Source organism: Streptomyces canarius (genome assembly GCF_014650735.1).
In the GTDB taxonomy this organism is placed as follows: Bacteria; Actinomycetota; Actinomycetes; order Streptomycetales; family Streptomycetaceae; genus Streptomyces; species Streptomyces olivaceoviridis.
In genome coordinates this window covers 64,060-83,024 of record NZ_BMVN01000008.1, presented here as the reverse complement: position 1 = coordinate 83,024, position 18,965 = coordinate 64,060, and the positions used below count along the sequence as shown (strand labels likewise).

Genomic DNA, 18,965 nt, shown 5'->3' with positions numbered 1-18,965 from the left:
AGTGTCCGTGATCGGCGACCCAGTTCCGCTGGGTGCCCCCTTCCAAGGACATGGACCGGACCCCGCCCTCGGGGCCCGGCCCGAATTCCAAGCGGACCGCCTACCGGGTCTCTGGGCGGATCGTGGAAGGGGGCGCCCATGGGACGCCACCGCAAGCCCACCCACTGGGACCGCATTCGGCTTCGGCTGGTGAAGTTCCGGAGGAGGTGCGTCTTGTGGATCTACGGGAAGTGAGCGGCCACCCCCAGACGGAATAGGGGTGGACACTCCGATCACTTCCAGGAGCCTGCCGCAGTGACCCCTGCGGTGGGCTCCACCTGATCCCAAGGTACCGGCGCCGAATCCCCCACGCCACCAACTCCCAGCCCCGGCACCCCCACGCGCCCCCCTTCACAACCGATGCGCCGCCCCCGTGGGCGTGGCCCCCCGCGTGTCCAGCAGCAGCTGGGCCTTCACCGAGAGTCCCTGCAAGTCGTACGTCCGGTGCTGCTGGAGCAGGATCGTGAGGTCGGCGTCGGCCGCCGCCTCGTACAGGGAGTCCGCGCGCGGCACGGGCCGGTCCAGGACGCTCCACTCGGGCACGTACGGGTCGTGGTAGCTCACGGCCGCGCCCAGCCCCATCAGCCGTACGGCGACCTCCTGGGCCGGGGTGCCCTGCTGGTCGGCGAGGTCGGGCTTGTAGGTGACGCCGAGGAGCAGCACGCGCGCCCCGCGCGCGGACTTGCCGTGTTCGTTCAGGAGCGTGGCGGCGCGCTGGACGACGTACCGGGGCATCCGGCTGTTGACCTGCTGGGCCAGCTCGACCATGCGCAGGGTGCGGGTCGCGTGCCCGGTGAGGTCCAGCGGGACCCCGTGCCCGCCGACGCCCGGACCGGGCCGGAACGCCTGGAAGCCGAAGGGCTTGGTCTCCGCGCACCGGATGACGTCCCACAGGTCGACACCCAGCTCGTGGCAGAGCACGGCCATCTCGTTGACGAGCGCGATGTTGACGTGCCGGAAGTTGGTCTCCAGCAGTTGCACGGTCTCCGCCTCGCGCAGCCCACGCGCGCGTACCACCTTGTCGGTGAGCCGGCCGTAGAACGCGGCGGCCGACTCGGTGCAGGCGGGGGTGAGGCCGCCGATGACCTTGGGGGTGCTCGCGGGGGTGTGGTCGCGGCTGCCGGGGTCGACCCGGCTGGGGGAGTAGGCGAGGTGGAAGTCGCGGCCGGCGCGCAGCCCCGAGCCCTCCTCCAGCAGCGGGCGCAGGAACTCCTCCGTGGTCCCCGGGAGCACCGGCGACTCCAGGATGACCGTGGTGTGCGGGCGGAGCCGCGCGGCCAGGGTGCGGGCGGCGGCCTCGACCTGGCCGAGGTCGAGTCCGCCGTCGGCGCCGCGCGGGGTGGGCGCGCAGATCACCGCGGTGCGCACCCGGCCGAGCTGGGCGGGGTCGGTGACGGGGCGGAATCCGGCGGAGTGCATCCGGCGCAGCTCCGCGGGGCTGAGTGAGCCGGCCTCGGGGCCGGTGGCATAGCCGACGGTGGGGATACCGGCGGCGACGGCGGCCTGGGCGAGCGGCAAGCCGTAGGGACCGAGTCCGATGACGGCGAGGTCTGCGGGCATGGAGTGGGCCGTCCTTCCCAGTAGCCGAAGCGGGACAGGTGCGCAACCGCTGTGGAGAAGACGAGCGAGTGCACTGTCAGACTAGGTACATATATGACCGTTATGTGTGATTGTGTTTGTGTGTCTTCCCAGGGTTGTGTGCAAGTTGTCCACAGGGCGGGAGTCCGTGGTGGCTGAAGTCGGGCAGCCCGGTCAGAATTTGGGCATGAGGAGGGGATGAACCGGGCTTCGCCCACCGGGTGCGGCCGACGCGAGCGAGTCTGCGACAGCGGGAGGCAGCGGTGAGGACAGCGACTCTGGGACCGGCGCAGCGCGCCGGGGCACTGGCGGCGATGGCGGAGCGCGAGCTGGACGTGCTGGTGGTCGGCGGCGGAGTGGTGGGCGCCGGTACCGCGCTGGACGCCGTGACGCGTGGCCTGTCCACCGGCCTGGTCGAGGCCCGCGACTGGGCGTCCGGCACCTCCAGCCGGTCCAGCAAGCTGATACACGGCGGCCTGCGCTATCTGGAGATGCTCGACTTCGCCCTGGTCCGCGAGGCCCTCAAGGAGCGCGGACTGCTGCTGGAGCGCCTCGCCCCGCACCTGGCCAAGCCGGTCCCGTTCCTCTACCCGCTCCAGCACAAGGGCTGGGAGCGGCTGTACGCGGGCTCGGGCGTCGCGCTGTACGACGCGATGTCCATGGCCCGCGGCCACGGCCGGGGCCTGCCCGTGCACCGCCACCTCACCCGCCGCCACGCCCTGCGGGTGGCCCCCTGCCTGAAGAAGGACGCCCTGGTCGGCGCCCTCCAGTACTACGACGCCCAGGTGGACGACGCCCGCTTCGTCGCCACCCTGGTGCGCACGGCCGCGTCCTACGGCGCGAAGGTGGCCAACCGCGCGCGCGTGACCGGGTTCCTGCGCGAGGGGGAGCGGGTCGTCGGCGCCCGGGTGCAGGACGTGGAGGCCGGCGGGGAGTACGAGATCCACGCCCAGCAGGTCGTCAACGCCACCGGTGTGTGGACCGACGACACGCAGGCCATGGTCGGTGAGCGCGGCCGGTTCCACGTCCGCGCCTCCAAGGGCATCCACCTGGTCGTGCCCAAGGACCGCGTCCACTCCACCACCGGCCTGATCCTGCGCACCGAGAAGTCCGTCCTCTTCGTCATCCCCTGGGGCCGGCACTGGATCATCGGCACCACCGACACCGACTGGGACCTGGACAAGGCCCACCCGGCCGCGTCCAGCGCCGACATCGACTATCTGCTGGAGCACGTCAACTCGGTGCTGGCCGTGCCGCTCAGCCGCGACGACGTCGAGGGGGTGTACGCGGGGCTGCGCCCGCTGCTGGCCGGCGAGTCCGACGCCACCAGCAAGCTGTCCCGCGAGCACACGGTCGCCCACCCGGTGCCGGGACTGGTGGTCGTGGCGGGCGGCAAGTACACGACGTACCGGGTGATGGCCAAGGACGCCGTCGACGAGGCCGTGCACGGGCTCGACATGCGCGTGGCCGACTGTGTCACGGAGGAGACCCCGCTGCTCGGCGCGGAGGGCTACCAGGCGCTGTGGAACGCGCGAGCGCGGACCGCCGCGCGCACCGGACTGCACGTGGTCCGCGTGGAGCACCTGCTGAACCGGTACGGCTCGATGGCCGAGGAGGTCCTGGACCTCATCGCCGCCGACCCCTCGCTCGGCGAGCCGCTGCACGCCGCCGACGACTACCTGCGTGCCGAGGTGGTGTACGCCGCGTCGCACGAGGGCGCCCGGCACCTGGACGACGTCCTCACGCGTCGCACCCGCATCTCCATCGAGACCTTCGACCGCGGCACCCGCAGCGCCCGCGAGGCGGCCGAGCTGATGGCCCCCGTCCTCGGCTGGGACGAGGACCAGATCGCCCGCGAGGTCGAGCACTACGAGAAGCGGGTGGAGGCCGAGCGGGAGTCCCAGCTCCAGCCGGACGACCACACGGCGGACGCCGCGAGGCTGGGCGCACCGGACATCGTGCCGCTGTAGCAGCGACCGACGTTCACTCGAACGAGTGGCCGTTTTGGGGATCTCCGCTCGAATCCCGGTCGTTCTACCAGGTGCGAGGGCAGAACCCGGCAGCGAGCGGCGCGGGTTCGAGGTGCGGGTCTGCGATCGTGTCCGTGTCCACCCGGAAGGTGAGGACCCGGCGGCCGTCGGCGGTGGCTGCGCTGCGCACGTAGCTCCCGGACATCCGGCCGTTGTGCCCCCCCACACCGTGGTGCCGCACGGCAGCTTCACCGGAAGCAGCCCCGTGCCGTACGAGCCGTGTGCGGCACGGGTGTCGAGCATCTCGCGCAGCCGGCGCGAGGGCAGCAGCCGGCCACCGAGCAGGGCCGCGTGGAAGCGGTCCGGGTCGGCCGGTGGGGTCACCGGCTCACCCGCCGCGCCGGCCACGCGCGGGTCGAGCTCGGTGACGTCGGAGCCGTCGGCGGCGTTAGGCGCGGCCGTGCGGTGAGGGCAGTGATGCGTCGAATTAGGGAAAGGAGGTACCCGTCAGACCCAGATGATCCAGAGGAGCGATGGCGCGGTGTTCGGCCTCGGCCGCGCGGGAGTGACCGGTGACCTGGCGGACGACCGGGCCGAGCAGGACGTAGTGGGTGCTGGAGGAGGAGCAGCGGCCCGGACGGGCCGGGGGGAGGGCGAGAGCGATGCGTACGGCCTGAGGTGGAGTCAAGCGCACGGCCTCCCGGGTGGCTTGGGTGAGGTCGGCCAGTCCGCTGGTGTGGGTGGGCAGCGCCCGCGGGGTGGTTGGTGCCGCGCCCGCGGAGCAGACCCGGCAGGTGGTGTGCCCCACGCTGACGCGCAGCGGCAGGACCGCGTCCGTGGCCGTCACCGGGGAGGTGTGCCCGGAGGTGTTCCGGACGGCGGCCGGGGCGAGCAGCAGCGCGAGGGACACCGGTATGGACGGCGCTGTCCGAAGCGTCGGCATGCCGGTTCCTCCCTCCTTGCGGCCCATCATCCCGGTAAGCGGAACGCCTGCTTCAGGCGGGCTTCCGGGGCGGCGGGGGCGGCCTCAGGCCAGGGACACCCTGGGCGTCGGGCACTTGCCGGGTGAGAGACAATGGAGGCTCTGTCAGGGCGGGTTGTATGAGGGGACGCATGTCGGAGGCGGAGCGGGCGGGTACATCTCGTCAGGAGACTCGTCAGGACAAGAACGAGCGGCGTCTCCTCGCGGGGCGGTACCGGCTGGGAGACGTGCTGGGCCGTGGCGGTATGGGCACGGTCTGGCGCGCCGAGGACGAGACCCTGGGCCGGACGGTCGCCGTCAAGGAGCTGCGGTTCCCGTCGAACATCGACGAGGAGGAGAAGCGGCGCCTGATCACGCGCACCCTGCGCGAGGCCAAGGCGATCGCCCGGATCCGCAACAACAGCGCGGTGACGGTCTTCGACGTGGTCGACGAGGACGACCGGCCCTGGATCGTCATGGAGCTGGTCGAGGGCAAGTCCCTCGCCGAGGTCATCCGCGAGGACGGCGTGCTGGAGCCGAAGCGCGCCGCCGAGGTGGGGCTCGCCGTCCTCGACGTGCTGCGCTCCGCGCACCGGGAGGGCATCCTGCACCGGGACGTGAAGCCGTCCAACGTGCTGATCGCCGAGGACGGCCGGGTCGTGCTCACCGACTTCGGTATCGCGCAGGTCGAGGGCGACCCGTCCATCACCTCCACCGGCATGCTCGTCGGCGCCCCCTCCTACATCTCCCCGGAGCGGGCCCGTGGCCACAAGCCGGGACCGGCGGCCGACCTCTGGTCGCTCGGCGGCCTGCTGTACGCGGCGGTCGAAGGCACCCCGCCCTACGACAAGGGCTCGGCGATCGCCACGCTCACCGCGGTGATGACCGAGTCCCTGGAGGAGCCGAAGAACGCGGGACCGCTGCGGGACGTCATCTACGGCCTGCTGACCAAGGACGCGGCCAAGCGGCTGGACGACGCCGGGGCGCGGGCCATGCTCAACGCCGTGATCCAGGCGCCCGAGCCCAAGCCGTTGGACGCCACGCAGGTGGTCCCGCTGCCGGCGCAGTCCGGTGGGCCCGAGGGCAGGCGGGGCGAGGAGGGCGGCGAGAAGCTGCGAGGCGCCCTGCGGTCGGTCCGCAAGGCGGCCGGGGCGGCCACGGCGGCAGCCACCGCGCGGACCAAGAGCGGGAACGAGCCGTCCGCGCCGGGAACGGGTGGCGCGGTGGGTGCCGGGGGCGCTGGAGGCGTGGCTCCCGGCGGGGCGCGGCCCGGGTCCTCCGGTGGGCCGGGGACTGTGCCCGCCGGGCGGCCGGGCGGTCCGGCGTCGGGTGCCGCCGGTGTGCCGAACTCCAGCGCGAACAAGCAGGGTTCCGGCTGGCCCGTGGTGCCGCCGCCGGACCTGGACCTGCCGACGCGGCCGGTGCCGAGGGCGCCGCTGACCGATGTGGTGTCGAAGCGCACGCTGCTGATCATCGCCGTGGTGGTCGTGCTCGCGGTGCTCGGGACCGTGCTGGCCTTCGCCCTGGGGGGCGACGACGGCAAGGCCGACAAGAGCGGCGGGGCCAAGGCGGCGGCCAGTGCCGACGCGTCGGCCAAGCAGGACAAGGGCACGGGCGGCACGGACAACGCGACCCGGACGGACGGGGCGAGTTCGGCCTCCGCGACCACCGGGCCGACGACGGACGCCGGGGCGAGCCGGTCCGCCGGTACCGGTTCCGACTCCGACTCTGACTCCGCCGACGACTCCGGCTCCTCCGGCGCGAAGGGGGGCGGGAGCGCCCCGGTGGTCTCCACCCGCAAGGGCGGCCAGGGGTACTCGATCGGGCTGCCCAAGGGGTGGAAGTACGGGTCCAGCGGAGCCGCCGGTGACCGCTACACCGGGCCCGGCGGGCAGAAGCTGCTCGTCGCCTGGACCGGCACGCCCAAGGACGACCCGGTGGCGGACTGGAGGAACCAGGAGCACTACATGGTGCGCTCCCAGTACCACAAGATCCGCATCGAGAGGGTGGACTACCGCGGCTGGAACACCGCCGACTGGGAGTTCACGTACGTCGAGGGCGGCACCGAGTACCGCACGATCGACCGGGGTTTCGTGGTGAACGACCACCTCGGTTACGCGCTGATGTACACCGCGAAGAGCGCCGACTGGAGCGGCGAACTCCGCAAGGACACCTGGAAGACGTTGACGAGGTCCTTCAAACCCAAGTCGTAGACGCCGTGCGTCGGTTTCGTTCGTGAGAATCCGTCATCCTCTCAATGCGGGTTGCCTCCGGCACGTATCGTGAAGGGTCGCGGACCGTACGCGGCCGAATGCGTGTGCGAAACGGCTCGTGAGGCGAACGGACGTGACCAACCGGGCGGCCGGGGGAGGCAAAGTGGACGACTACGCGGGTCGGGTGCTCGCCGACCGCTACCGCCTGCCGCTGCCGCCGTCCGAGGAGTACGAACTCACTGAGACCCGCGCCTTCGACACCTACAGCGGTCAGGAAGTCCTCGTCCGGCAGGTGCCGTTGCCGGAGGTGGTCGAGGCCGAGGTGCTCGACGCGGAGGGGCTGCCCGCCGGGTTCACCGCACGGGAGCGCGCGTCCCGCCGGGCGCCGGAGGCGAGGGCCGCCACCCGGCAGCCCGCCGATCCGGCGGTGCGGCGCGCCGTCGAGGCCGCGCAGGCGGCGGCCGGCATCCCCGACCATCCCCGGCTGGACCAGGTCTTCGACGTGTTCGCCGAGGGCGGGTCCCTGTGGATCGTCAGCGAACTGGTGAACGCGCGTCCGCTGGCCGCCCTGCTCGCCGAGAGACCGCTGACGCCGTACCGGGCGGCCGAGGTCGCCTCCGACGTGCTCATGGCGCTCCGGGTGCTGCACGCCCATGGCTGGGTGCACCGCAACGTCACCGTCCGCACGGTCCTCGTCTGCGACGACGGCCGCGTGATGCTGACGGGCCTCGCGGCCGGCGCGGCGGAGGAGGCGCTGTGCGGATACGACCCGGTGCCGGCTCCCGAGGACCAGGACGGCGGCACGGGGGAGGGGTTCGCCGCAGCGCCGGGTTCCGTCGGCGGCGGAGCCGTGGGCGTCGGACCCGGCACGGGAGCCGGCGAGGTCCCCACCGGCGGAGGGCCGGCCGCGGACGCCGATCCGGAGGCCGCGCGGCGGGCCGCCATCCAGGCACGGGCGGCCGGAGCGCTCCCGGCGCCGGGAGCGAACGGGGTGTCCGGTACGGCGGGTCAGCCGGCTCTGGAGAGCGGTGCCGACATCCGGGCCGCCCGGGCCGGGGCCATCGCCGCGTACCGGGCGGGCGCCCGAGCCGCCGCCCGGGTGCACGAGGCCCAGCAGGGCGAGCGCGCCGCCCTGCCGGGCGCGCGGCCACCCGTCGACGACGACACCGACACCGGCGCGGCACCGCCGTACCCCTCCGGCGAGGGCACCGGCCCCACGGCGCCGCCCGGCCGGATAGCCGACCCCTACGGGGTGCGCGGCGCCCCCTGGCACGGCGCCGGACCGCGCCCCGGCTCCGGCGGCACGCCCCCGACCCCGGACGGCGGGGCAGGGCGGCCGGGCCTGCCGCCGGCGGACCCCGGCACCGGGCAGGCGTTCGTGCCGGGTCAGGGGTACGGGGCCGGGCGGCAGGCGTCGGCGCCTGGCCAGGGCTACGGCCCGGGGCGTGCGTCGGCGCCGGGTGGTGAGCTGGGCCGGCAGGTGCGAGGCGGATCCGGGGCCGGCTACCCGGGCGCCACCCCGCCGTACTCCGAACTCGCCCCCGCCCCCCCGTCCGGCACCGCCCCCGTACCCGGCACCGCCTCCGGCGCCGGTCTCTCCGTGCCGCCGGGCGGTGGTTGGGATCAGCCCGGGGCCGCGCGTCGTGGGCCCGGGACCGCGCTTGCCGCCGAGCGGGCGCGGCAGGTGCGGATGACCGTGGTGGGCCCGGTGACCGAGCGCTGGGCACCGGAGCAGGCCGGGCCCGTGCACGAGAACTGGCAGCTCGCGGCGCCGATCGGCCCGGCCACTGATCTGTGGGCGCTGGGCGCGCTGCTGTTCCGGGCCGTGCAGGGGCACGCGCCGTACCCGGAGGAGTCCACGGCCGAGCTGGTGCAGCTGGTGTGCGCCGAGCCGCCCGCCTTCGCCGAGGAGTGCGGGCCGCTGCGGCCGGTCGTGGAGTCGTTGCTGCGTCAGGACCCCACCGAGCGGCCGGACGTCGAGGAGCTGAGCGGCTGGCTGCGGTCGCTGGTGCGGTCCGCGCCCGAGCCGGACGCCGGCACCCATGTCGTCCCCACGCCGCCCGCCGACCCGAGCCGGCTGCCGATCGTCCGGCGCCGTGGCGAGCTGGTGCGCCGGCGGCGCGCCGGACTGCCCGAGGCCCATCCGCACGGCCGGCACAAGCGGGCCCGGGACGGCGAGGGTTCGCCGCGCAGCCTCGGCCGGACCCTGCTCCTGCTGATCCTGCTCCTGCTGGCCGGCGCGATCGCCTACGCGATGCTCTTCATGCCGAAACAGGGCGAGAGCGGCGCGGCGGGCGGCGACCGTGCCGGCGGCGCCGGGCAGACCGGCCCCGCGCCCTCGCACACCCCGCAGCCCTCCACCGGGCAGAGCGCGCCCGGCGGTGACGCCTCCGCGCCCGCGACCGAGACACAGACGGGCGGTGACCCCGCCGTCCCCGACGGGTTCACCCTGCGCAAGGACCCGGACGGCTTCAAGGTCGCCGTCGCCCAGGGCTGGGAGCGCAGCCCGAAGAACGGCAGCGGCCAGGTGGTCTACGCGCACGGGAACTTCGAGCTGATCGTCGTACCGGGACGGGACGGCACGTCCGCGTACGGCAGCGATCCGATGGTCTATCAGCGGGACAAGGAGCGCGAACTCCAGCCGTACCGCGACTCCAGCTGGGCCACGGCCACCGGACTGCGGACCATCGAGGTGGGCGGACGGACCATGGCCGAGGGGCAGTTCACCTGGACCGACGGGCAGGGCCGGGACCTGTTCGTGCGGAACATGGCGCTGCTGCTGAACGGCCGCTACCACGTCGTGCAGGTGCGTGGTCCGGAGGCGGAGCGGGACGAGGTGACGCGGTTGTACGAGCAGGCTACCGCGACGTATCGCTACACCGGTTGAGCAGCGTGTACCCGGGGCCGGGCGTTGCCGGCGCGGTTCCCTCTCCCGCACGGAAATGACCATCGTCACAGTGCGGTGTCCTTGGCACCCCGCTGGTTCCCTGGGGGCAGGCCGGTCCTTACGCTGACCCTGTCAAGAGCATTGCGGGGCAACGTGAATCAGATGCAGGGCCTGCTCATAGCGGGCCGCTACCGGCTCGCCGACTCCATCGGCAGCGGCGGCATGGGCCGGGTGTGGCGCGCCCACGACGAGGTGCTGCACCGGAAGGTCGCCGTCAAGGAGCTGACCGCCGCGCTCTACGTCTCCGACAGCGACCGGGCCGTGCTGCTCGCCCGCACCCGGGCCGAGGCCCGGGCCGCCGCGCGCATCAACCACTCCGCCGTCGTCACCGTGCACGACGTCCTGGAACACGACGGCCGCCCGTGGATCGTGATGGAGCTGGTCGAGGGCGCCTCGCTGGCCGACGCGGTCAAGGAACGGGGACGCGTGGAACCGGCGGAGGCCGCGCGGATCGGGCTGTGGGTGCTGCGGGCGCTGCGCGCCGCGCACTCCGCCGGGGTACTGCACCGGGACGTCAAGCCCGGCAACGTCCTCCTCGGCGCGGACGGCCGGGTCCTGCTCACCGACTTCGGCATCGCCCAGATCGAGGGCGACACCACCATCACCCGCACCGGGGAGGTCGTCGGCTCGGTCGACTACCTGGCCCCGGAGCGGGTGCGCGGCCACGACCCCGGCCCGGCCTCCGACCTGTGGGCGCTCGGCGCCACGCTGTACACGGCGGTCGAGGGACGCTCGCCGTTCCGGCGGACCTCCCCGCTGAGCACCATGCAGGCGGTCGTCGAGGAGGAGGCGGACGCGCCGCGCCACGCCGGTCCGCTCACCCCGGTCATCGCCGCGTTCCTGCGCAAGGACCCGGCCCGGCGGCCGGGCGCGGAGGAGGCCGAGCAGATGCTCGCCGAGGCGGCGGAGGGCCGCCGGCCGCGCACGGCCCAGGCGTTCGTCCCGACCCAGGGCTCGGGCATCCCCGCGACCACCGACCGCCACCAGGGCCCGGCCTCGGGCACCACCCCGCCCGGCCACGGCGACCCCACATCGGGCGGAGGCTACGGCTCCGGGACCTCGCCCACCGGCTACGCCCCGGGCGCGTCGGGCGAGGGCTACGGACCGAACTCCGCCGGCCAGGGCTACCGCTCCGGTGGCCCGACGGCCGCGTACGGTTCCGGATCCGCCGCCTCCCCGTACGGTTCCGGATCCGCCACCTCCCCGTACGAAGCCGGAGCCCCCGTGCCCGGACACGACCCGGGTTCCGCCGGCGCGTTCACGGTCCCGGGGCCCGCGCCCGCCCGGCCCCGCCGACGGCTGCGCACCCTCGCGCTGGTCGTCGCCGTGGCCGCGGTGCTCGGCGCTGCCGGGGCGGTGGCGATCCAGTACTGGGGCGGGCAGAAGCCGGGGGCCGGCGGCGAGGTGAGCCCGGCGCCCGCCGGCAGCGAGACGGCCGGGACCGACGGCACGCTCCCCGCCGGCTGGAGGACGTACCACGACCCGCTGGGCTTCAGCCTCTCCCTGCCCAAGGGCTGGAAGCGCGAGGTGTACGGCATCCAGGGAGACCTCAAGCAGATCGACTACACGCCCGACAACGGCAAGCACTTCGTCCGCATCGCCATCGACGGCTCACCGGACTTCGCCGACCCCCTCTCCCACCAGCAGGACCTGGAGCAGCAGCTCCAGCGGCTGGTCGACTACCGGCGCGTCACGATGAAGGAGAACATCTACCGCGACCGCAAGGGCGCCCGGTGGGAGTACACCTGGACCGCGCTGAAGAAGGACCCGCCGTACGTCCCCGGGCCGCGGCACGCGGTCGAGGAGACGTACTTCTCGCGGCAGGGCACCGAGTACGCCCTCTACATGTCCTCGCCGGCCGAGGACTGGGCCACGACCAGCAAGCAGTTCACCTGGGTGCTGCGCGGCTGGCAGCAGCCGGACGAAGGCTGAACCGGCGTCAGCGGTCGCCGGGTCGGCCGAAATTGGCAGGCTGACCGGTGTGTCTTGGCCGGTCGGAGTCCCGGGGGGCGCGGGTCCCGTGCGGCATGATGGGCGCATGGGGACCGAGGGAGCCGGCTTCCGGCTGATCGCGGGCCGTTACCGCCTGGAGGAACGCATCGGGCGCGGCGGCATGGGCGTCGTGTGGCGGGCGAGCGACCAGGTGCTGGGCCGTCAGGTGGCGGTCAAGGAACTCCTGCCCGACGACGCGCTCCCGGACGACGACGCGCGCCGCCGCCGTGACCGTACGCTCCGTGAGGCGCGCGCGGTCTGCCAGTTACGGCACCCGCACATCATCGTCGTGCACGATGTGGTGGAGCAGGACGAACGGCCCTGTCTCGTCATGGAGTTGATCGACGGCGGTTCGCTCGCCGACCGGATCGACCGGGACGGGCCGGTCGACGCCGCCGAGGCCGCGCGGATCGGCATCGCCCTGCTGAGCGCGGTGCGCACCGCGCACGAGGCGGGGGTGCTGCACCGGGACATCAAGCCCGCGAACGTGCTGATCGAGTCGGGTACCGACCGGGTCGTCCTCACCGACTTCGGCATCGCCCAGGTCGAGGGCGCCACCACGCTCACCGAGACCGGCTCGTTCGTCGGCTCGCCCGAGTACACCGCGCCGGAGCGGATGTCCGGGCTGCGCACCGGGCCGGAATCCGATCTGTGGTCGCTGGGCGCGCTGCTGTGCACGGCGCTCAGCGGCGAGTCGCCGTTCCGCCGCGACTCGCTCGGCGGCATCCTGCACGCCGTCGTCTCCGACGACATCCGCCCGCCGGCCGAGGCCGAGCCACTGCTGCCCGTCGTCCTGGGGCTGCTGGAGCGCGACCCGGACCGGCGGCTGGACGCGGCGGAAGCCGAGCGGATGCTGTGGACCTATCTGGAGACCGGCCGGACACCGCCCGCTCCGGGTGACCCGGGCCCGGCCGGGGCGCACGGCGGCGGGCTCATCCACCGGATCGGCGGGAGCCTCACGCCGAAGTCCCCGGCACCGTACACGCCGACGCAGCGGGACCTGCCCCACGGCGGGCCGCCGCCGGCCGGCCCGGTCCGGCCGCTCGAACCGCCCCCGGCGCGTTCCTCCCCGCGCGGCCTGCTGGTCGCGGCACTGCTCGTCGCCGCGCTGGCCGGGGCCGGCGTGTCGGCCGCGGCGCTGCTGCTGCACGGGAACGGGGGCGGGGGCGGCGGCACCCCGGGCGGTACCGCGACGAGCCCGGCGACCAGGACCGGCACGGGTGGCACGGCGGTGTCCCCGTCGCCGACCGGCACGGGCCGGGGAGGTACGGCCGCCTCCCCGTCGCCGACCGGGACCGGGCCGGCACCGCCCCCCACCCCGTCGCCCATGCCCAGCGCCGACTCGCGCACCGCGCCCTCCGGTTACCGCACGGCCCGTGACCCGGCCGGTTTCTCCCTCGCCGTGCCGGAGGGCTTCACCCGCAGCCCGGAGGGGCCACGCGTCTTCTACCTCTCGCCGGGCGGGACCTTCCGCCTGGGCATCCGGGTCGGCGGGTCCCAGCCGGGCGGCCCCGAGGCGGCGATGAGCCGCTCCGCCGCCGACGGCCCCTCCACCAACCCCGGGTACCACGACGGCCGGGTCATCCGGACCACGCACCACGGGCACCCGGCCGCGCTCTGGGAGTTCACCTGGGACGGCTTCAGCGCGGCGGAGGGCCCGCGCCACACCTACGACCTGTGCTGGGAGGAGAACGGCCGGCTGTACGACGTGTGGGTGTCGGCGCCGGTCGGGCAGGTGCGGGAGGCGCGGGAGTACTTCGACGTGGCGGTCGGCACGTTCTCGTTCACGGGTGTGTGACCGGTTCGCCCTCCCGGTGCCCCGCTGCCCGGCGCGCGGACGGCGACCGGCCGCCCGGGGATCAGGAAGCCCTGAGCCCCCGGTACGCGCTCGGGTGTGATCCCGAATTCCCGGCTGAACGCGTGCGAGAGGGCGTAGGGGCTGCCGTACCCCGTCTCCCGCGCCACCGTGGGGAGCGGCGCGTCCGTCTCGCGCAGCCGGGTCGCCGCGAGGGTCAGCCGCCACCAGGTGAGGTAGGCCATCGGCGGCCGGCCGACCAGCGCGGTGAAGCGGCGCGCCAGCGTGGCCCGGGAGACGCCCGCCTCGGCGGCCGGCCGGCGGTCCAGGGGGCGCCCGCTCGCCGCGCGACTCGACCCGCAGGACGGCGGAGCCCGGCGTGTGCCCGGGGCGGACTCCAGCACGAGGTGCTCGTCGACGCGGTGGGTGTCCTCCCCCAGCACCGCCTGCCCGGCCCGGTCCACGGGCCGTGCGCCGCCCGCGTAGCCGCCCGCCGGGCCGGATGCTTCTGCCTCGGCCCGGGGCAGGCGGCGCGCACCCGGCAGCGGGTACTGCAACGGGCGGCGCAGGAACGGGCGTTGGTGGACCCGGCGCACTTCGGCGGGGCCGGGGCGGTGGAGGTGCGCGAAGCCGCGCACGGCTTCAGCCTGCACCGGTGGGCCGCGTGACCGCCCACCTGCGTCCCCCGGCCCGTCTCCGACCTCCCGCTTCGACAACGGTGTGGTGCGCACGGTACTGATGTGACATGACTGAAGACGGCGAACACCCGCCCGACGCACGTCTGATCGGCGGTCGTTACCGGCTGGCCGGGCGCCTCGGTTCCGGGCCGTCCGGGACCGTGTGGCGCGCCCGGGACGAACAGGGGCATGCGCTGGTCGCCGTCAAGGAGCCCCTGCTGCCCGGCGACCCTGCCGTCGACGAGGACAGCCGGCGCATCGCGCACCGGCTCCACCACGAGGCCCGCGCCGCCACCAGGGTGCGGCACCCCTCGGCCGTGACGGTGTACGACGTCGTCACCGAGGACGGCATCCCGTGGATCGTCATGGAGCTGGTGGCCGGCGAGTCCCTGCGCGAGGTGCTGCGCCGCGGCCCGCTCCCCGCCGAAGAGGCCGCGCGCATCGGGCTCGCCGTGCTCGGCGCGCTGCGCGCCGCCCACGCCGTCGGGATCGTGCACCGGGACCTCAAACCGGCCAACGTGCTGCTGGAGTCCGGGACCGGGCGGGTCGTCCTCACCGACTTCGGCATCGGCGACGGGCACGCGGAGGACGCGCCCGCCGGCTTCGTCGCGCCCGAGCGGGCGGCGGGGCCCGGTGCCGGCCCCGCCTCCGACCTGTGGTCCCTGGGCGCCCTGCTCCGCGCCACGCTGGGCGGCACGGCCCCCGGCCCGCTGGGCCCGCTGCTGGACCGGCTGCACGCCGACGAGCCCGCGGCCCGGCCGGACGCGGCGCAGGCCGAGGCCGCGCTCCGCGAGTGCCTGGGGCTCACCGCCGTACCGGAACCGGCGCGCGAACCCCGCCCGCCGGCCCCCGACCCGGCCGCCGAGCCCGCACCGGCCCCCGACCCCAACCCCGCAACCGCGCCCGAGCCGACGCCCCGCCGTACCCCCCTCACCGCCCTCGGGCTCCTCCTGGCGAGAAAGACCGAGGTCGACTGAGCGTGCGGTGCTCCGGACCAACGCCCTGATCAGCGCATTCGCTGCCAGTGATCACTGGCAGTGTGTGAGTACTCGGTGAATCCGCGTTACCGACGGGTACACAAAGCCTCCGCCGCGGCATACCCTGCGCGTCATGACGGACACGCAGGCCCTGGACATCGCCGGTACCAACCCGCTCGCGCCCGCGCCCGAAGGCGCCCGCACCGCCGCCGACGTGGTCACCCCGGAGCTGGTGGCCCAGCTCACCAAGGGCGTCGTCGGCTCCGGCCGCACCGCCAACCACACCCCGTTCACCGGCGAGAAACTGGCCGATCTGCCCGAGTCCGACCCGGGGGACGTCGCCGAGGCCTTCGGGGCGGCCCGCGCCGCCCAGGCCGTGTGGGCGAAGGTCCCGGTCCGGCAGCGGGCCGCCGTCCTGCTCCGCTTCCACGACCTGCTGCTGGAGCGGCAGGCCGAGGTCCTCGACCTGATCCAGCTGGAGACCGGCAAGGCACGTCTGCACGCGCACGAGGAGGTGCAGGCCGTCGCCGTCGCCGCCCGCCACTACGGCCGCCGGGCCGCCGCCTACCTGAAGCCCAGGCGGCACGCGGGCGCCGTGCCGACGCTGACGAAGGTCACCGAACTGCGCCACCCGCGCGGGGTGGTGGGCCAGATCGTCCCCTGGAACTACCCGCTGGAGCTGTCCGTCGGCGACGCCCTGCCCGCCTTCGCCGCCGGCAACGCCGTCGTGATGAAGCCGGACACGGAGACCTGCCTCACCGCGCTGTGGGCCCGTGACCTGCTCATCGAGGCCGGCCTGCCCGAGGCGGTCTTCCAGGTGGTCCTCGGCGAGGGCCCGGTCGTCGGCCCGGAGCTGGTCAAGCACGCCGACTACGTCTCCTTCACCGGCTCCACCCGCACCGGCCGCGAGGTCGCCGTCGGCGCCGCCTCCCGCCTGGTCGGCGTCTCCCTCGAACTCGGCGGCAAGAACGCCATGCTGGTGCTGGAGGACGCCGACATCGAGAAGGCCGCCGCCGGAGCCGTACGCGCCTGCTTCTCCTCCGCCGGCCAGCTGTGCATCTCCATCGAGCGGCTCTACGTCCACGAGTCGGTCGCCGACGCCTTCCTGGAGCGGTTCGCCGCCCGCACCAGGGCCATGCGGCTCGGCAACTCCCTCGCCTACGGCGCCGACATGGGCTCGCTGGTCGGCGAACGCCAGCTCCAGACCGTGCGGCGGCATGTCGAGGAGGCCGTCGCCAAGGGCGCGAAGGTGATCGCCGGCGGGGCGGCCCGCCCCGACGTCGGCCCCTACTTCTTCGAGCCCACCATCCTCGACGGCGTCGAGACCTCCATGGCCGTCTGCGAGGAGGAGACCTTCGGCCCGGTCGTCTCGGTCTACCGGTTCAAGAGCGACGACGAGGCCGTCGAACGCGCCAACGCCACGCCGTACGGCCTGAACGCCTCCGTGTGGACGACCGACGCCCGCCGCGGCCGGGACGTCGCCGCCCGCCTGCGCACCGGCACGGTCAACGTCAACGAGGGCTACGCCTCGGCCTACGGCAGCGTCCAGTCCCCGATGGGCGGCATGAAGGACTCCGGCCTGGGCCGCCGCCACGGCTCCGAGGGCCTCCTCAAGTACACGGAGGCCCAGACCGTCGCCCAGCAGCGGCTGCTGCCGATGGCGCCCTCGCTGGGGATGGACGACGAGTCCTACGCCCGCTTCATGAGCACGAGCCTGAAGCTGATGAAGGCATTCCGGTTCCGCTGACCGACCCGGGGGCGCGGGGGACCGCGACCGGCCACGACGACCCGCAGCCGCCACTCGACGAGGAGTACACGTGCCGCAAGACGCCTACGACTACGACGTCCTGATCGTCGGCTCCGGCTTCGGCGGCTCGGTGTCCGCCCTCCGGCTCACCGAGAAGGGGTACAGGGTCGGGGTACTGGAAGCCGGGCGCCGCTTCACCCGCGCCACGCTGCCCAAGAACTCCTGGGACCTGAAGAACTACCTCTGGGCCCCGAAACTCGGCATGTTCGGCATCCAGCGCATCCACCTGCTGGGCAATGTGATGGTGCTGGCCGGCGCGGGCGTCGGCGGCGGCTCCCTCAACTACGCCAACACCCTCTACGTGCCGCCGAAGCCCTTCTTCGAGGACCCCCAGTGGCGGCACATCACCGACTGGCAGCAGGAGCTGGGGCCGTACTACGACCAGGCCCGGCGCATGCTCGGGGTGCGGCTCAACCCCACCATGACCCCCTCCGACGTCCACCTGAAGGCGGCGGCCGAGCGGATGGGCGTCGGCGACACCTTCCACCTGGCCCCGGTGGGCGTGTTCTTCGGTGACGGCGAGGACGCCGACGGCAAGGCGAGGGCCCGGCCCGGCGAGCAGGTGAACGACCCGTACTTCGGCGGGGCCGGCCCCGACCGGAGGGCCTGCACCGAGTGCGGGGAGTGCATGACCGGCTGCCGGCACGGCGCGAAGAACACCCTCAACGAGAACTACCTGTACCTCGCCGAGAAGGCCGGCGCCGTCGTGCACCCCATGACGACGGTCGTGTCCGTCACGGACGACTCGCGCGGCGGCTACGCGGTGGCGACCCTGCCGACGGACCGGAAGAAGACGGGCGAGGGCCGGCTCTTCACCGCCCGCAAGGTGGTCCTCGCGGCCGGCACCTACGGCACCCAGACCCTGCTGCACCGCATGAAGGCCGGCGGCCAGCTGCCGTACCTGTCCGCCCGGCTCGGCGACCTGACCCGCACCAACTCCGAGGCCCTGGTCGGCGCGCAGACCGACAACCGCCGCTACCGCAGGGCCACCGGCGCGCCGCGGGCCGACTTCACGCGGGGCGTCGCCATCACGTCCTCGATCCACCCCGACGAGAACACCCACATCGAACCCGTCCGGTACGGCAGGGGCTCCAACTCGATGGGCGGCCTGTCCATCCTCCAGGTGCCCTACGCCGAGGGCTCCTCACGGGTCCTCGCCTGGCTGGCGAACGCGGCCCGGCACCCGATGCTGGTCGCCCGCTCCCTGTCCAACCGGCGCTGGTCGGAGCGGACCATCATCGGCCTGGTCATGCAGTCCTTGGACAACTCGCTGACCACGTACCTCAAGCCCGGCGGCGTCGGCCGGGGCCTGCTCACCGCGCGGCAGGGACACGGCGCGCCGAACCCCAAGCAGATCCGGGCCGCGACCGAGGCCGCCTCCGCGCTCGCCGCCGAGATCAACGGCTTCGCCGGCAGCAACGTCGGCGAGCTGATGGGCACCCCGCTCACCGCGCACTTCCTCGGCGGCTGCCCGATCGGCGACTGTCCGCAGACGGGTGTGATCGACCCGTACCACCGGCTCTACGGCCACCCCGGCATCTCGGTCGTGGACGGCGCCGCGGTCTCGGCGAACCTGGGGGTGAACCCCTCGCTGACGATCACCGCGCAGGCCGAGCGGGCGATGTCGTTCTGGCCGAACAAGGGCGAGGAGGACCCGCGGCCGGCGCCCGGAGCGGCGTACGAGCGGCTGAAGCCGGTGGAGCCGCAGACCCCGGCGGTCCCGGCGGACGCGTTCGGCGCGCTGCGGCTGCCGTTCCTGGGGATGCCGGCGGTACCGCCGAAGAAGTGACCGGGCGGGCACCCACCGGCCGGCCGGAACGGCACAGAGGGACCTGCATCCCCCTCCGAAGGCAGGTCCCTCTCACCGTTTTCCTGATCCGCAGGTTTGATCAGCGAAAAGCGTGAAGGGTTGCTCCGGAGACCCGGGATTCGCGTGTGAACCGAGTCACATCCCGGGGTGTGGGCATGACGAAGGGCCCCGCGGGACGGAGAGGCCGCGGGGCCCTTCT

9 protein-coding genes and 2 pseudogenes are annotated in these 18,965 nt (G+C 74.1%); 8 read left to right on the top strand and 3 right to left on the bottom strand.

The genetic code is table 11. The features are described 5' to 3' along the window. Nucleotides 1-390: 390 nt before the first annotated feature. Entirely contained in the window at nt 391-1,599 is a 1,209-nt protein-coding gene (locus IE294_RS13950) for a nucleotide sugar dehydrogenase (RefSeq protein ID WP_189885816.1), read from the bottom strand. Nucleotides 1,600-1,880: 281 nt separating this feature from the next. On the opposite strand from IE294_RS13950, the gene IE294_RS13945 reads away from it, so the two are divergent. After that, nucleotides 1,881-3,587, top strand: a complete 1,707-nt coding sequence (locus tag IE294_RS13945; protein WP_189885814.1) for a glycerol-3-phosphate dehydrogenase/oxidase — start codon at nt 1,881-1,883, stop codon at nt 3,585-3,587. A 64-nt stretch (nt 3,588-3,651) separates the two neighbouring features. On the opposite strand, the pseudogene IE294_RS13940 reads toward IE294_RS13945, so the two are convergent. Then, nucleotides 3,652-4,384, bottom strand: a pseudogene (locus tag IE294_RS13940) (serine hydrolase); the annotation flags it as partial. 316 nt (nt 4,385-4,700) lie between these two features. Between IE294_RS13940 and IE294_RS13935 the strand changes: the two are divergent. The 4 genes from IE294_RS13935 (at nt 4,701) to IE294_RS13920 (ending at nt 13,498) form a co-directional block, all read left to right on the top strand. Continuing rightward, nucleotides 4,701-6,761 carry a serine/threonine-protein kinase gene (locus IE294_RS13935; protein ID WP_189885812.1) on the top strand — a complete coding sequence of 687 codons (2,061 nt, stop codon included), beginning with the start codon at nt 4,701-4,703 and terminating at the stop codon, nt 6,759-6,761. 163 nt (nt 6,762-6,924) lie between these two features. Beyond that, complete coding sequence (locus tag IE294_RS13930) at nt 6,925-9,648, top strand: serine/threonine kinase C-terminal domain-containing protein (RefSeq protein WP_189885810.1); 2,724 nt, start codon at nt 6,925-6,927, stop codon at nt 9,646-9,648. Nucleotides 9,649-9,810: 162 nt separating this feature from the next. Then, nucleotides 9,811-11,640: a serine/threonine-protein kinase gene (locus IE294_RS13925; RefSeq protein ID WP_189886167.1), complete on the top strand. Its 1,830-nt coding sequence runs from the start codon at nt 9,811-9,813 to the stop codon at nt 11,638-11,640. A 106-nt stretch (nt 11,641-11,746) separates the two neighbouring features. Continuing rightward, complete coding sequence (locus IE294_RS13920; RefSeq protein WP_189885808.1) at nt 11,747-13,498, top strand: protein kinase domain-containing protein; 1,752 nt, start codon at nt 11,747-11,749, stop codon at nt 13,496-13,498. Between the two features lie 92 nt (nt 13,499-13,590). On the opposite strand, the pseudogene IE294_RS13915 reads toward IE294_RS13920, so the two are convergent. Continuing rightward, a pseudogene (locus tag IE294_RS13915) lies at nt 13,591-13,815 on the bottom strand (helix-turn-helix transcriptional regulator); the annotation flags it as partial. A 425-nt stretch (nt 13,816-14,240) separates the two neighbouring features. Here IE294_RS13915 and IE294_RS13910 point away from each other — a divergent pair. The 3 genes from IE294_RS13910 to IE294_RS13900 all read left to right on the top strand — a co-directional run bounded on the left by IE294_RS13910 (nt 14,241) and on the right by IE294_RS13900 (nt 18,745). After that, a complete protein-coding gene (locus IE294_RS13910) occupies nt 14,241-15,149 on the top strand; it encodes a serine/threonine-protein kinase (protein WP_189885806.1) in 909 nt (302 codons plus the stop codon). Nucleotides 15,150-15,282: 133 nt separating this feature from the next. Further along, nucleotides 15,283-16,896 (top strand): succinic semialdehyde dehydrogenase, encoded by a 1,614-nt coding sequence (locus IE294_RS13905; RefSeq protein ID WP_189885804.1) that lies wholly within the window; start codon nt 15,283-15,285, stop codon nt 16,894-16,896. 70 nt (nt 16,897-16,966) lie between these two features. Continuing rightward, complete coding sequence (locus tag IE294_RS13900) at nt 16,967-18,745, top strand: GMC family oxidoreductase N-terminal domain-containing protein (RefSeq protein ID WP_189885802.1); 1,779 nt, start codon at nt 16,967-16,969, stop codon at nt 18,743-18,745. Nucleotides 18,746-18,965 lie beyond the last annotated feature (220 nt).